14 protein-coding genes and 1 pseudogene are annotated in these 14,090 nt (G+C 52.0%); 10 read left to right on the top strand and 5 right to left on the bottom strand.

Annotated elements, in window-relative coordinates:
• Positions 1–328: 328 nt before the first annotated feature.
• The 9 genes from proV (at position 329) to emrB (ending at position 9,810) form a co-directional block, all read left to right on the top strand.
• Positions 329–1,531, top strand: coding sequence for a glycine betaine/L-proline ABC transporter ATP-binding protein ProV (gene proV, locus OGX95_RS17925; protein WP_286630436.1), 1,203 nt, complete (start codon positions 329–331; stop codon positions 1,529–1,531).
• Positions 1,524–2,588 carry a glycine betaine/L-proline ABC transporter permease ProW gene (gene proW / locus OGX95_RS17920; protein WP_286630435.1) on the top strand — a complete coding sequence of 355 codons (1,065 nt, stop codon included), beginning with the start codon at positions 1,524–1,526 and terminating at the stop codon, positions 2,586–2,588. The genes proV and proW overlap by 8 nt, the downstream gene beginning before the upstream one ends.
• Before the next feature lie 187 nt (positions 2,589–2,775).
• Positions 2,776–3,771 (top strand): glycine betaine/L-proline ABC transporter substrate-binding protein ProX, encoded by a 996-nt coding sequence (gene proX / locus OGX95_RS17915; RefSeq protein ID WP_271449805.1) that lies wholly within the window; start codon positions 2,776–2,778, stop codon positions 3,769–3,771.
• 191 nt (positions 3,772–3,962) lie between these two features.
• A complete protein-coding gene (locus OGX95_RS17910; protein WP_137383532.1) occupies positions 3,963–5,147 on the top strand; it encodes an MFS transporter in 1,185 nt (394 codons plus the stop codon).
• A 122-nt stretch (positions 5,148–5,269) separates the two neighbouring features.
• Positions 5,270–6,007 carry an AzlC family ABC transporter permease gene (locus tag OGX95_RS17905; protein ID WP_286630434.1) on the top strand — a complete coding sequence of 246 codons (738 nt, stop codon included), beginning with the start codon at positions 5,270–5,272 and terminating at the stop codon, positions 6,005–6,007.
• The gene (gene ygaH, locus OGX95_RS17900; RefSeq protein ID WP_286630433.1) at positions 5,997–6,332 is read left to right on the top strand and encodes an L-valine transporter subunit YgaH; all 336 of its coding nucleotides are present in this window, start codon (positions 5,997–5,999) and stop codon (positions 6,330–6,332) included. Before OGX95_RS17905 ends, ygaH begins: the two co-directional genes overlap by 11 nt.
• Positions 6,333–6,422: 90 nt before the next feature.
• Positions 6,423–6,953, top strand: a complete 531-nt coding sequence (gene mprA, locus OGX95_RS17895) for a transcriptional repressor MprA (RefSeq protein ID WP_005122929.1) — start codon at positions 6,423–6,425, stop codon at positions 6,951–6,953.
• 129 nt (positions 6,954–7,082) lie between these two features.
• Positions 7,083–8,255, top strand: coding sequence for a multidrug efflux MFS transporter periplasmic adaptor subunit EmrA (gene emrA / locus OGX95_RS17890; RefSeq protein WP_048213008.1), 1,173 nt, complete (start codon positions 7,083–7,085; stop codon positions 8,253–8,255).
• Positions 8,256–8,271: 16 nt separating this feature from the next.
• Positions 8,272–9,810, top strand: a complete 1,539-nt coding sequence (emrB, locus tag OGX95_RS17885; RefSeq protein WP_061068443.1) for a multidrug efflux MFS transporter permease subunit EmrB — start codon at positions 8,272–8,274, stop codon at positions 9,808–9,810.
• A 36-nt stretch (positions 9,811–9,846) separates the two neighbouring features.
• Here emrB and OGX95_RS17880 read toward each other — a convergent pair.
• Positions 9,847–10,119: pseudogene (locus tag OGX95_RS17880) on the bottom strand (IS4 family transposase); the annotation flags it as partial.
• A gap of 153 nt (positions 10,120–10,272) precedes the next feature.
• Here OGX95_RS17880 and OGX95_RS17875 point away from each other — a divergent pair.
• Positions 10,273–10,542, top strand: a complete 270-nt coding sequence (locus tag OGX95_RS17875; RefSeq protein WP_286630432.1) for a hypothetical protein — start codon at positions 10,273–10,275, stop codon at positions 10,540–10,542.
• A gap of 80 nt (positions 10,543–10,622) precedes the next feature.
• Here the strand turns inward: OGX95_RS17875 and luxS are convergent, their stop codons facing one another.
• From luxS to yqaB, 4 genes are all read right to left on the bottom strand, one after another.
• Complete coding sequence (luxS, locus tag OGX95_RS17870) at positions 10,623–11,138, bottom strand: S-ribosylhomocysteine lyase (RefSeq protein WP_003037312.1); 516 nt, start codon at positions 11,136–11,138, stop codon at positions 10,623–10,625.
• Positions 11,139–11,287: 149 nt separating this feature from the next.
• On the bottom strand, positions 11,288–12,847 hold the full coding sequence (gene gshA, locus OGX95_RS17865; RefSeq protein WP_286630431.1) for a glutamate--cysteine ligase: 1,560 nt from the start codon (positions 12,845–12,847) through the stop codon (positions 11,288–11,290).
• Positions 12,848–12,924: 77 nt separating this feature from the next.
• Positions 12,925–13,353 carry a YqaA family protein gene (locus OGX95_RS17860; RefSeq protein WP_271441824.1) on the bottom strand — a complete coding sequence of 143 codons (429 nt, stop codon included), beginning with the start codon at positions 13,351–13,353 and terminating at the stop codon, positions 12,925–12,927.
• Positions 13,350–13,916 carry a fructose-1-phosphate/6-phosphogluconate phosphatase gene (yqaB, locus tag OGX95_RS17855; protein WP_286630430.1) on the bottom strand — a complete coding sequence of 189 codons (567 nt, stop codon included), beginning with the start codon at positions 13,914–13,916 and terminating at the stop codon, positions 13,350–13,352. Before yqaB ends, OGX95_RS17860 begins: the two co-directional genes overlap by 4 nt.
• Positions 13,917–14,090 lie beyond the last annotated feature (174 nt).

Genomic DNA, 14,090 nt, shown 5'->3' with positions numbered 1-14,090 from the left:
CATTTTCCGCGTTAATATTTTAACGAGATCACATTTTTATCACACAAATATGATTGGGTGATCTACACTCAATATCAGCCGCAATATTCGCCTGTATTTCAACAATTCAGGCGCGTTTTCAGTGTCATTTACAAAAAATATCCCTCAAGGCGCATCCGCGCTCAGCCCTTATATCATGGGAAATCCCGCCATCTGACGTTTGGCAATATTCATGCCACAAACAAATTCAGGGTTGTCTCAGATTCTCAGTATGTTAGGGTAGAAAAAGGTCACTATTTCCATCAGGTAATATATCGATATAAACAAATAACAGGAATCATTCTATTGCATGGCAATTAAATTAGAAGTTAAAAATCTCTATAAGATATTTGGCGAGCATCCCCAGAGAGCGTTCAAATATATTGAAAAAGGACTTTCAAAAGAGCAAATTCTGGATAAAACAGGGCTATCGCTTGGCGTTAAAGACGCCAGTCTGGCCATTGAAGAAGGCGAGATATTTGTCATCATGGGATTATCTGGTTCGGGTAAATCCACAATGGTACGCCTTCTCAATCGCCTGATTGAACCCACCCGCGGACAGGTATTGATAGACGGCGTAGATATTGCCCGAATCTCCGATGCTGAACTTCGCGAGGTGCGCAGAAAAAAGATTGCGATGGTCTTCCAGTCCTTTGCCCTGATGCCGCACATGACGGTGTTGGACAATACGGCGTTCGGTATGGAATTAGCCGGTGTTGCCGCTGAAGAGCGTCGTGAAAAAGCGCTGGATGCGTTACGTCAGGTAGGTCTGGAGAATTACGCGCACGGCTACCCGGATGAACTTTCCGGCGGAATGCGCCAGCGCGTGGGTCTTGCCCGCGCATTAGCCATCAATCCCGATATCTTATTAATGGATGAAGCCTTCTCGGCGCTCGATCCGTTAATTCGCACCGAAATGCAGGATGAACTGGTAAAACTACAGGCGAAGCATCAGCGTACCGTGGTCTTTATTTCCCACGATCTTGACGAAGCGATGCGTATTGGCGACAGAATTGCCATTATGCAAAACGGTGAAGTGGTACAGGTCGGTACACCGGATGAAATCCTGAATAATCCGGCGAATGATTATGTGCGTACCTTCTTCCGTGGCGTAGATATTAGCCAGGTCTTTAGCGCTAAAGATATATCCCGTCGTAGCCCTGAAGGGCTAATTCGTAAAACGCCAGGCGTCGGCCCCCGTTCGGCCCTGCAATTACTGCAGGACAAAGATCGCGAATATGGTTACGTGATTGAACGCGGCAATAAATTCGTCGGCGTGGTGTCGATCGATTCATTAAAAACAGCGTTAAGCCAGGCACAAGGTATTGATGCGGCATTAATCAACGAGCCGCTAGCCGTGGATGCACAAACTCCTCTTAGCGAGTTACTTTCTCATGTCGGTCAGGCCCCGTGCGCGGTGCCGGTTGTCGATGAGGAACAACAGTATGTGGGCATTATTTCAAAACGCATGCTGCTACAGGCTTTAGATCGCGAGGGGGTAAACAATGGCTGATCAAACCAATCCGTGGGATACCACACCTGCGGCCGACAGCGCCGCGCAATCTGCTGATGCCTGGGGGACGCCCGCAGGCGCACCTGCCGACGGCACTAGCGCAGACTGGCTGACCAGTGCACCTGCACCGGCACCAGAACATTTCAATATTATGGATCCATTCCATAAAACGCTGATCCCGCTGGATAGCTGGGTCACCGAAGGGATCGATTGGGTGGTCACCCATTTCCGTCCTGTCTTCCAGGGCATTCGTGTCCCGGTGGATTACATACTTAATGGCTTTCAGCAACTCCTGCTGGGCATGCCTGCGCCGGTGGCAATTATCCTGTTTGCCCTGATCGCATGGCAAATTTCCGGTATCGGAATGGGCACCGCCACGCTGATTTCACTGATTGCTATCGGTGCTATCGGTGCCTGGTCGCAGGCAATGATCACCCTGGCGCTGGTGCTAACCGCGTTGCTGTTCTGCGTGGTGATAGGCCTGCCAATGGGGATCTGGCTGGCGCGCAGCCCGCGTGCGGCGAAGATTGTACGCCCTCTGCTGGATGCCATGCAGACTACGCCCGCGTTCGTCTATCTGGTACCGATCGTCATGCTGTTCGGTATTGGCAACGTCCCCGGCGTCGTGGTGACAATTATCTTCGCCCTGCCGCCCATCGTGCGTCTGACCATTCTGGGGATTAATCAGGTCCCGGCCGATCTGATCGAGGCCTCACGCTCCTTTGGTGCCAGCCCGCGTCAGATGCTGTTTAAAGTGCAGTTGCCGCTGGCGATGCCCACGATTATGGCAGGGGTGAACCAGACGCTGATGCTGGCACTCTCCATGGTGGTTATCGCGTCGATGATCGCCGTCGGTGGGCTGGGTCAGATGGTTTTGCGCGGTATCGGTCGTCTGGACATGGGTCTGGCTACCGTTGGCGGTGTGGGGATCGTGATCCTCGCCATCATTCTGGACCGTCTGACACAGGCCGTAGGCCGCGACTCGCGTAGCCGCGGTAACCGTCGCTGGTACACCACCGGTCCGGTTGGGCTTCTCACCCGCCCTTTCACTAAGTAGTTCACCCGTTGCCCGGTAACACCTTGCTTACCGGGCCTACAATTCATTAGCTTACACAAAATCGTTCAAGTTGCATCGCGGCGGCAAACGAATGTATCCCCTGGAGCGTACCAGTAGACGTGACTGGGGGCCGGAGTGCAGCCAACTAAGAGGTAGCTTGAAGGATGAAGTGTAATAAGGAACAACGATGCGACATACCGTAATTTTTGCCACAGCGTTTGCCACCCTTGTCTCCACCAGCGCTTTCGCTTCTGACCTGCCGGGCAAAGGCATCACTGTACAACCTATCCAGAGCACCATCTCTGAAGAGTCCTTCCAGACGCAGTTAGTTAGCCGTGCGCTGGAGAAACTGGGCTACACCGTAAATAAGACAAGCGAAGTCGACTACAACGTCGGCTATACCTCTATTGCCTCTGGCGATGCGACGTTTACCGCCGTGAACTGGCAGCCGCTACATGATGATATGTACGCTGCTGCGGGCGGAGATAAAAAATTCTATCGCGAGGGGGTATTCGTAACAGGCGCTGCACAGGGTTATCTGATCGATAAGAAAACCGCTGAGCAGTACAAAATCACCAATATTGCCCAGCTAAAAGATCCAAAAATCGCCAAAATCTTTGATACCAACGGCGACGGTAAAGCTGACATGATGGGCTGCTCGCCGGGCTGGGGTTGTGAAGCCGTGATTAACCACCAGAACAAAGCGTTCGATCTGGAAAAAACAGTCGAGGTCAGCCACGGTAACTATGCAGCAATGATGGCTGACACCATTACCCGCTTTAAAGAAGGCAAACCAATCCTGTACTACACCTGGACACCATACTGGGTCAGTGACGTGATGAAACCGGGCAAAGATGTCGTCTGGCTGCAGGTCCCGTTCTCTTCTCTGCCCGGTGAACAGAAAGATATCGATACCAAACTGCCGAACGGCGCGAACTATGGCTTCCCGGTAAACACCATGCACATTGTCGCGAACAAGGCCTGGGCGGAGAAAAACCCGGCTGCGGCGAAACTGTTTGCCATCATGAAATTGCCACTGGCAGATATCAACGCGCAGAACGCAATGATGCATGATGGTAAAGCCTCAGAAGCTGACGTTCAGGGCCACGTTGATGGCTGGATCAAAGCCCACCAGCAGCAGTTCGACGGCTGGGTAAAAGAAGCGCTGGCTGCGCAGAAATAACCCACTCATCGGCCTGACAAGCATAGCGCTCTCAGGCCCAGTCACCACACCAAAGCCGGATGGCGGCGCGATGCGCCTTATCCGGCCTACACGCCTTCCCCTCACCGCACAATCCATCACCCAACAAATCAGCAACATTTAATCACTTCCGTTATGATTGTTTTCTGCAACCCATTATTCAGTTGAAAACAATGACCAAACCCACTCACGGGCTTAGCCCGGCACTGATTGTTTTAATGTCTGTGGCGACCGGCCTCGCCGTTGCCAGTAACTATTACGCCCAGCCACTGCTCGACACCATCGCGCGAAACTTTTCGCTGTCGGCCAGTACTGCGGGCTTTATCGTCACTGCAGCACAGCTTGGCTACGCTGCGGGGCTACTGTTTCTGGTACCGCTTGGCGATATGTTTGAACGTCGGATGCTGATTGTCTCAATGACACTGTTAGCCGCAGGTGGCATGTTGATTACTGCCAGCAGTCAGTCGCTGGGGATGCTTATCCTCGGCACTGCGCTAACCGGGTTGTTCTCCGTTGTCGCACAGATCCTTGTTCCGCTGGCGGCGACGCTCGCCACACCAGACAAGCGCGGTAAAGTCGTTGGTACGATTATGAGCGGCCTGTTGCTGGGGATTTTGCTGGCGCGAACTGTTGCAGGGTTGCTGGCGAATCTCGGCGGTTGGCGCACCGTGTTTTGGGTGGCCTCAGTATTGATGGCGCTGATGGCGATTGCCCTGTGGCGTGGTTTGCCGAAGATGAAATCAGAGACCCATCTTAACTACCCGCAGCTATTGGGCTCCGTGTTTAGCCTGTTTATCCACGATAAATTACTCCGCACCCGCGCGATGCTGGGCTGCCTGACCTTTGCCAACTTCAGTATCCTCTGGACATCAATGGCATTTTTACTCGCCGCACCGCCGTTTAACTATTCAGAGGGAATGATTGGCCTGTTCGGTCTGGCAGGTGCTGCCGGTGCGTTAGGCGCTCGTCCGGCGGGCGGTTTTGCCGATAAGGGTAAATCACATCTCACAACTACCGCAGGCCTGCTGTTACTGTTGCTCTCCTGGCTGGCTATCTGGCTTGGACATACTTCAGTGCCGATGCTGATTATCGGTATCCTGGTACTGGACCTGACCGTTCAGGGGGTACATATCACCAACCAGACGGTGATCTATCGCATTCACCCGGACGCGCGTAATCGTCTGACTGCCGGGTACATGACCAGCTATTTCATTGGTGGTGCGGCAGGTTCTCTGATTTCAGCCTCAGCCTGGCAGCATGCTGGCTGGGCTGGCGTTTGTCTGGCAGGTGTGACCGTTGCCGTACTCAACCTGCTGGTCTGGTGGCGAGGTTTTCACCGCCAGGAAGCCGTAAATTAAGCGTATAACGTCTGTTTACCTTTGATTGGGCTCCTCAGGGTGTTAAGGAGCCCATCAGTCTGCTAAGGTTATAACTCATTGAGCCAGGTTATTTTAATTTCGGTAATGAAGCCTATAATCCTATGGAAAGCCCTGTTCCCCAGTCTGAATTCCGTTCTGCAACGTTAACTGAAGGATTCAAAGACAGCCTACCGATAGTTATCAGTTATATTCCGGTTGCATTTGCATTTGGCATGAATGCGACTCGCCTGGGCTTTACTCCCGTTGAAAGCGTTTTTTTCTCCTGCATCATTTACGCCGGCGCCAGCCAGTTTGTCATCACAACCATGCTCGCCGCAGGCAGCTCACTGTGGGTCGCGGCTCTGACCGTCATGGCGATGGATGTTCGCCACGTTTTGTACGGCCCATCTTTACGTAGCCGTATCGCCCGACAGCTGAGCAAACCTAAAAGCGCGCTATGGGCCTTTGGCCTCACCGACGAAGTCTTTGCCGCTGCAACGGCGAAGCTGGTGCGGGATAACCGGCGCTGGAGTGAAAACTGGATGATCGGCATCGCGCTATGCTCCTGGGCTTCCTGGGTACTTGGCACGGTTATCGGCGCATTTTCCGGCACTGGCTTACTGAAGGGGTTCCCGGCGGTAGAAGCTGCGCTGGGGTTTATGCTCCCGGCACTGTTTATGAGTTTTCTGCTTGCCTCTTTCCAGCGTAAGCAAACGCTATGCGTCACGGCAGCATTAGCCGGTGCGCTGGCTGGCGTGATGCTGTTTTCCATCCCGGCAGCCATCCTGGCAGGCATAGCCTGCGGATGCCTGACCGCGCTCGTTCAGTCGTTCTGGCTGGGAGGCCCTGATGAGCTATGAGGTTCTGCTGCTCGGTCTGCTGGTCGGCTGCGTCAATTTCTGTTTTCGCTATTTACCACTGCGTCTGCGAATGGGGAATGTACGCCCGACAAAACGCGGAGCCACTGGAATATTACTCGACACCATCGGTATTGCATCAATTTGCGCCCTGCTGGTGGTGTCTACCGCGCCAGAGGTGATGCACGACGCTCGTCGTTTTGTGCCTACGCTGGTGGGGTTTGTGGTACTGGGTGCAAGCTTCTATAAGACCCGCAGCATCATCATTCCGACCCTACTGAGTGCTCTGGGCTATGGATTAGCCTGGAAAATGCTGTTTGTTTCATAGATGAAAATAATCATTTTAAATAAATAATACATTTACTTTATTTGTCACTGTCGTTACTATATCGGCTGAAATTAATGAGGTTATACCCAAATGGATAGTTCGTTTACGCCCATTGAACAAATGCTAAAATTTCGCGCCAGCCGCTACGAAGAGTTCCCTTATCAGGAAGTGCTTCTGACTCGTCTTTGCATGCATATGCAGGGCAAGCTGCTGGAAAACCGCAATAAGATGCTGAAAGCTCAAGGGATTAACGAGACGTTGTTTATGGCGTTGATTACGCTGGAGTCTCAGGAAAACCACAGTATTCAGCCTTCTGAACTGAGTTGCGCACTTGGCTCGTCACGGACTAACGCCACCCGCATCGCGGATGAGTTAGAAAAGCGTGGCTGGATCGAGCGTCGCGAAAGCGATAACGATCGCCGCTGTCTGCATCTGCAATTGACCGAAAAAGGCCATGCTTTTTTGCAGGAGGTATTACCGCCTCAGCACAACTGCCTTCATCAGCTTTGGTCATCTCTCAGCACCACCGAAAAAGATCAACTTGAGCACATCACCCGTAAACTTCTGACCCGTCTTGATCAGATGGAGCAGGATGGCGCGGTATTAGAAGCGCTGCGCTAACGCGCTGACTCGCTCAGAAATCCAGATTTAAAAATGAAAAACCGACAGGCCAGCACGCACAGTGCTGGCCTTTCTGATAAACAGGTCGGCCCCAGCCGATGTGAAAAAAATAAGATCGTGGAGAACAACATGAGCGCAAATGCGGAGACTCAAACCCCGCAGCAACCGGTCAAGAAGAATGGCAAACGTAAAAGTATGCTGCTCCTGCTGACCTTGCTCTTTATTATCATTGCCGTGGCATATGGGATTTATTGGTTTTTAGTACTGCGTCATATCGAAGAGACAGACGATGCTTACGTGGCAGGGAACCAGGTTCAAATTATGGCGCAGGTATCAGGCAGCGTGACGAAAGTCTGGGCTGATAACACTGACTTTGTAAAACAGGGCGATGTACTGGTCACTCTCGATCAGACAGATGCCAAACAGGCATTTGAAAAAGCCAAAACTGCGCTGGCGTCCAGCGTGCGCCAGACACACCAGTTGATGATCAACAGCAAGCAACTGCAGGCAAGCATTGAAGTGCAGAGAACCGCGCTGGCCCAGGCACAAAGCGACTTTAACCGCCGTGTCCCACTGGGTAACGCCAACCTGATTGGCCGCGAAGAACTGCAACATGCCCGCGATGCCGTCGCCAGCGCTCAGGCTCAGCTTGATGTCGCTATCCAACAATATAATGCGAACCAGGCAATGATTCTGGGTAGCAAGCTGGAAGATCAGCCTGCTGTACAACAGGCTGCCACCGAAGTGCGTAATGCCTGGCTGGCACTGGAACGTACCAAAATTGTCAGTCCGATGACCGGCTACGTTTCCCGTCGTGCCGTGCAGCCTGGCGCACAAATTAGCCCCACGACGCCGCTGATGGCAGTTGTTCCGGCGACTAATCTGTGGGTGGATGCCAACTTCAAAGAAACACAGCTGGCGCACATGCGTATTGGCCAACCGGCGACCGTTATCAGTGATATTTACGGTGATGATGTGAAATACACCGGGAAAGTCGTCGGCCTGGATATGGGGACGGGCAGCGCGTTCTCCTTGCTGCCGGCGCAAAACGCGACCGGTAACTGGATCAAAGTCGTCCAGCGTTTGCCGGTACGTATCGAACTGGATGCACAGCAACTGGCACAACATCCACTGCGTATTGGTTTGTCGACACTGGTTACGGTAGATACCGCTAATCGTGACGGGCAGATCCTGGCAAGCCAGGTCCGCACAACGCCAGTATCAGAAAGTAATGCACGTGAAATCAACCTTGATCCGGTCAATAAGATGATCGAAGAGATCGTGCAGGCCAACGCGGGCTAATTCAAAGGTGCGTGTGATGCAACAGCAAAAACCGCTGGAAGGCGCGCAGCTCGTCATTATGACGATTGCGCTGTCCCTGGCGACATTCATGCAGGTGCTGGACTCCACCATTGCTAACGTGGCGATCCCCACTATCGCCGGGAACCTCGGCTCTTCGCTGAGCCAGGGAACCTGGGTGATCACCTCATTCGGGGTGGCGAATGCTATCTCTATTCCGATCACCGGCTGGCTGGCAAAACGCGTTGGCGAAGTAAGACTATTCATGTGGTCAACTATCGCCTTCGTCATTGCGTCATGGGCATGTGGGATGTCCACCAGCCTGAACATGCTGATTTTCTTCCGCGTCATTCAGGGTATTGTCGCCGGTCCGTTAATTCCGCTCTCGCAAAGCCTGTTACTGAATAACTATCCTCCCGCCAAACGCTCCATTGCCCTCGCGCTCTGGTCGATGACGGTGATTGTTGCCCCGATATGTGGCCCAATTCTTGGGGGCTATATCAGCGACAACTATCACTGGGGCTGGATATTTTTCATCAACGTGCCAATCGGTGCTGTAGTGGTATTGATGACGCTGCAAACCCTGCGCGGTCGGGAAACCAAAACCGAGCAGCGGCGTATCGACGCCATTGGTCTGGCACTGCTGGTCATTGGTATCGGCAGTTTGCAGATTATGCTCGACCGCGGCAAAGAATTGGACTGGTTCGCCTCGCAGGAAATTATCATCCTGACGGTGGTTGCCGTGGTGGCAATCAGCTTCCTCATCGTCTGGGAGCTTACCGACGAGCACCCCATTGTCGATCTCTCGCTGTTTAAGTCGCGTAACTTTACCATCGGCTGTCTGTGTATCAGTCTGGCCTATATGCTCTACTTCGGCGCAATCGTCCTGTTGCCGCAGTTATTGCAGGAGGTGTACGGATATACGGCAACCTGGGCAGGTCTGGCGTCTGCGCCGGTTGGGGTGATTCCGGTGATCCTGTCGCCGATTATCGGCCGTTTCGCACACAAACTGGATATGCGTCGGCTGGTTACGTTCAGCTTCATCATGTATGCCGTCTGTTTCTACTGGCGTGCGTGGACGTTCGAACCCGGTATGGATTTTGGCGCATCGGCCTGGCCGCAGTTTATTCAGGGGTTCGCGGTAGCTTGCTTCTTTATGCCACTGACCACCATCACGCTATCGGGTTTACCGCCTGAACGTATGGCGGCGGCATCGAGCCTGTCTAACTTTACGCGAACGCTGGCGGGTTCTATTGGTACATCGATCACCACAACGATGTGGACTAGCCGTGAGTCTCTGCACCACGCGCAACTGACGGAGTCAGTAAATCCTTATAATCCTAATGCACAGGCTATGTATAACCAGCTGCAGGGATTAGGGATGACCAAAGAACAGGCATCCGGCTGGCTGGCGCAGCAAATCACCAACCAGGGGCTGATTATTTCGGCTAACGAAATCTTCTGGATGTCTGCTGGGATCTTCCTCGTGCTACTCGGCCTGGTGTGGTTTGCCAAACCGCCATTCGGTGCAGGCAGTGGCGGCGGCGGCGCGCACTAACAGAACGTAAAATGGCCCTTGATGGGATAATGCCGGTCACTTAAGGTGACCGGCATTATTTTTTAAGGGATATTTGACCTTTTCTCCCTCACTTCCCTCGCATACTCCCGCCCCCGCCGTGAGGGCTGTTTCAGCATCGCTGCGCTGCTGTAAAAGTGCTTCAGATGACTCTGGATGGCTCCCGGAGATGACCACGGCTGTCCGATTAGTAACCGTAATATCTCTGATACCGCGCCGCTAAAACTCAGGTGATAAGACAGAGAATCTCCACGCTATTTTGATCATCTGGTACCGTACAAGGTTATACGTCGGATGGCGGTGTATCGCTGACGTCCTGGCAGCCAGCCGATTTTTTCAGTCATAATGCCGCAGGGTGAACAGCGCAGACGGCAAACAGGCACATCCAGCCAGACCTTCCAGTTGAGCAGTTCACGCTCCTTGACACGCCGTCAGGGGAGTATCGTGAATATGCGGAATATTGCAGTTGCATCCACGACAACATGGCTGTGGGAAAGTCAGGGGCTGAAGGCGGATGAGCGGGGTATCGTGGGCAATTTCAGTGCAGGAAAAGACACTGAATCCTTTCCAGAAAAGAGAAGTCTGGTTAGCATTCATAGTAACGGCAGTTTTGAAGGTTCAGGGTGTGTTTTGGCGAATACAAACCTAAACGTTCTGACTGCCGTTTTCTATTGGTTCACGCTAACCTGCAATGAACCTTTTTTTGCCCGGTAACTCGTTGCTTACCGGGCCTGCACTCAGCACAATTCTGTCGGTCAGATAGTATGTGTAAGTACCATCTTTCAGCATGACAACTAAATATGCAGTTCCTGCAATTTCTCTTTCGGCAGCGCCAACTCTTCATTGCTGTTAACGCGAACATCACGTTCCAGAATATGACGAGCAATATCCTGCGCTTCGCTGAGGGAGTGCATCTGATACGTACCGCACTGGTAGACGTTCAGTTCCGGGATCTGATTCTGATCCTGTACTTTCAACACATCTGCCATTGCCGCTTTCCAGGCATCAGCTACGCGTTGTTCGTCCGGCGTTCCAATCAGGCTCATGTAGAAGCCGGTACGGCAACCCATTGGCGAAATATCAATAATCTCGACACCATTGCCATTCAGGTGGTTACGCATAAAACCAGCAAACAGGTGTTCCAGCGTATGAATACCTTTCTCAGGCATCACTTCTTTGTTCGGAATGCAGAAACGCAGATCAAACACGGTGATAGCGTCGCCATGCGGGGTGTTCATCGTTTTTGCAACCCGGACTGCAGGAGCTTCCATCCGGGTGTGATCGACAGTAAAACTATCTAACAACGGCATTTAGCCACCTCCGATAAATTTTTTTAAAATATTCTGAACTCTTTGTTCCGGGGCGAGTCTGAGTATATGAAAGACGCGCATTTGTTATCATCATCCCTGTTTTCAGAGATGAAATTTTGGCCACTCCCGAGTGGCCTTTTTCTTTTGTATCAGGCGTGCTTTTCCAGCCACACACCAAACGGCTCAGTATCTGCCGCTTCAATTTCCTGCTGACGACGCTTAGAAGCCGCACTTTCAGCAATAAATTCTTCTTCCTGTAGCAGTTCCAACGGTTCTTCGCGCAGCAGGTTACGGTAGGCTTCACCCAACGCTTTACCCGTGCCGCCAATACCTGTATCAATCATAGACCGCAGGATACGCGCTGAGAATGTCAGCTCAGGATTATCAAAGCAGGCAACCAGTTCGTCACAGACTTTTTGATATTCCTCTCCCCCGTGAATGCTGTCCAGCGTTTGTGCCACCCGTTTCAGGTCACGGAACAGATCTTTACCCACTTTAGGCAGCGGGAACTGAGCTGTTTCACAACCAATGCCTAACGTCAGACCTGGCTTGCGCCCTTCCAGAATAACGCGATTCCAGTTAGTACGCGTACACAGCAGCTCGTCGCTACTCATTTCCGGGGCATCTGCCAGAACACACCAAACCATGAACAAATCGAGGAAGCGTACCTGCTGTTCATCTACGCCGATTGGCGAGAATGGGTTGATGTCAAGTGAACGCACTTCAATGTACTCAATGCCGCCGCGTAGAAGTGCATCAGATGGCGTTTCACCGCTGCGAGTCACGCGTTTCGGACGAATTGGCGCATACAGTTCATTTTCGATCTGTAAAACGTTGCTGTTGATTTGCAAGCGCTTACCGTCTTTCTCCAGACCGATCGCCGCGTACTCCTCAGAAGGCGTTTTAATCGCACGCTTCAATCCTGCCACATATTCATGCAGGGAGTTAAACGTAATTCCGAGATTGCTTTGCGACTTATTGGTATAACCCAGGTCACTCAGACGCAGCGACGTGGCATAAGGCAGGTAATACATACCACAATCGGTTTTTTCAAACGGCAGCGTTGTCGGTTTTCCTTGCAGGAAGGAGGAACAAATTGCTGGCGAAGCACCAAACAGATACGGGATCACCCACCCGAAACGGTAGTAGTTGCGGATCAAACGGAAATACCCAGCGGACACTTTTTCTTTAACGTCTTCATCACTATCTGTTACACCACATTTCGCCTGCCAGAAAGCCATCGGCAGCGAGAAGTTATAGTGTACGCCGGAGATAGTCTGCATCAACGCACCGTAACGGTTTTTGAGGCCTTCACGGTAAAGGGTTTTCAGACGACCGATATTCGAAGTACCGTACTGCGCCAACTCGATATCCTGACCTTCGGCAATATAGCAAGGCATGCTCAGCGGCCACATACGCTCATCGCCAAGGTTTCTGGCTGTATAGCGGTGCAGATCGCGCATGAACGTGAGCATTTTGTGAATATCGTCACCCGGTGGAGTAATAAACTCCAGCAGCGTTTCGGCAAAGTCAGTGGTTATCCATTTATGCGTTAGCGCTGAGCCTAACACTTCAGGATGACCTGTTGTTGCCAATGAACCATCAGCATTAACACGCAGCGTTTCACGCTCGAGCCCGCGTTGAATCCCCTCTAATGCATGAGGATGTTTTTCCAGCCAGGCCAGCGCCTGTGATACGTTCGGGATCAAATTGACCTCCCGCCTGTCAAAATCGTTTTAATTAGCATAATGGTATTGGTCACCCTGAAGGTTATTCCACAACACAATTAGTGCCACCACATAATGCCTTGCGTCGTAACCGCCGCGACCACAACATAGCGCAGCGCTTTGCCAAGACATAAAAAAAAGATCACCGGCCCCCACGAGATGCGCATCCATCCCGCTAACAAGCACAGTAAATCACCCACAACCGGCATCCAGCTTAATAATAGTGTGACAGCGCCATAGCGCTTCAGCCAGCCAGTGGCTTTCTCTTGCCAGCGCGATGTTTTACGCAACGGAAAGAAACGCCCAAGGATAACGTTAGTTAACCCTCCAAGGCTATTACCCATTGTTGCTGTTAAAACTAAGACCCAGGGATGACTCGCTCCAGAAACCAGTAAGGCAACTAAAACAACTTCAGAATTACCAGGTAATAGCGTGGCGCTGAGAAAGCTGCTGGCAAACAGTGAAAGTAGCGACAGTCCATCACTCACAGTAACCGAACATCCACGGCATCCATTCCTGCCGCACGCGCTGCTTGCAACCCAAAATCGGCATCTTCAAACACAACGCAACGAGCCGGAACAACGCCCATACGCTCAGCACATAACAAGAAGGTATCAGGAGCCGGTTTATGGCGTTGTACGTGATCGGCCGCGACCACGGCATCAAAATAATGACGCAGCCCAAGGTGAGTGAGCAGAACTTCTGCAATCGCACTTTCGCTCCCTGTGCCAACTGACATAGGACGGCGACCATACCAGGCTTTCACAACATCGACCAACGGTAAAGGCTGGACGCTATCCAGCAGCATGCTTTTAACCTTATCGGTTTTTTCACGCGCCAGAGCATGGGGGTCAAGATCGGCATGGTTCAGTTCAATCACCGATTGGGCAATACGCCATGTTGGGGAACCGTTGAGAGCGACCATAGCCTGCTCATCAAAACGTAGCCCATAGCGTCCTAATACCTCATGCCACGCTTTACGGTGCGTAGGCTCGGTATCCAGGATGGTACCATCCATATCAAAAATTAAACCTGCATAACGTTCGTACATCGTCTTCTCACAAGCCGATTAACCAGACGTTATTTTATCGTAATTGATTGATTTTGTCGCTGACAGCGAATTGAGGATTGTTCAGGGAAGATAAGGCGTTAATTCAGGAGAAGATGGTGCATCCGGGAGGATGACTCAGTTACCCTCGCCCTACGGGTCGTTGCTAAAGCAACG

Origin of the sequence: Citrobacter sp. Cu233, assembly GCF_030332225.1 — a bacterium.
Lineage (GTDB): Bacteria > Pseudomonadota > Gammaproteobacteria > Enterobacterales > Enterobacteriaceae > Citrobacter.
This window is presented reverse-complemented; position numbering and strand designations above follow the sequence as displayed.

Coding starts and splice junctions, on each gene's coding strand:
- proV (WP_286630436.1), top strand. CDS start 329: ATGGCAATTAAATTAGAAGTTAAAAATCTCTATAAGATATTTGGCGAG.
- proW (WP_286630435.1), top strand. CDS start 1,524: ATGGCTGATCAAACCAATCCGTGGGATACCACACCTGCGGCCGACAGC.
- proX (WP_271449805.1), top strand. CDS start 2,776: ATGCGACATACCGTAATTTTTGCCACAGCGTTTGCCACCCTTGTCTCC.
- OGX95_RS17910 (WP_137383532.1), top strand. CDS start 3,963: ATGACCAAACCCACTCACGGGCTTAGCCCGGCACTGATTGTTTTAATG.
- OGX95_RS17905 (WP_286630434.1), top strand. CDS start 5,270: ATGGAAAGCCCTGTTCCCCAGTCTGAATTCCGTTCTGCAACGTTAACT.
- ygaH (WP_286630433.1), top strand. CDS start 5,997: ATGAGCTATGAGGTTCTGCTGCTCGGTCTGCTGGTCGGCTGCGTCAAT.
- mprA (WP_005122929.1), top strand. CDS start 6,423: ATGGATAGTTCGTTTACGCCCATTGAACAAATGCTAAAATTTCGCGCC.
- emrA (WP_048213008.1), top strand. CDS start 7,083: ATGAGCGCAAATGCGGAGACTCAAACCCCGCAGCAACCGGTCAAGAAG.
- emrB (WP_061068443.1), top strand. CDS start 8,272: ATGCAACAGCAAAAACCGCTGGAAGGCGCGCAGCTCGTCATTATGACG.
- luxS (WP_003037312.1), bottom strand. CDS start 11,138: ATGCCGTTGTTAGATAGTTTTACTGTCGATCACACCCGGATGGAAGCT.
- yqaB (WP_286630430.1), bottom strand. CDS start 13,916: ATGTACGAACGTTATGCAGGTTTAATTTTTGATATGGATGGTACCATC.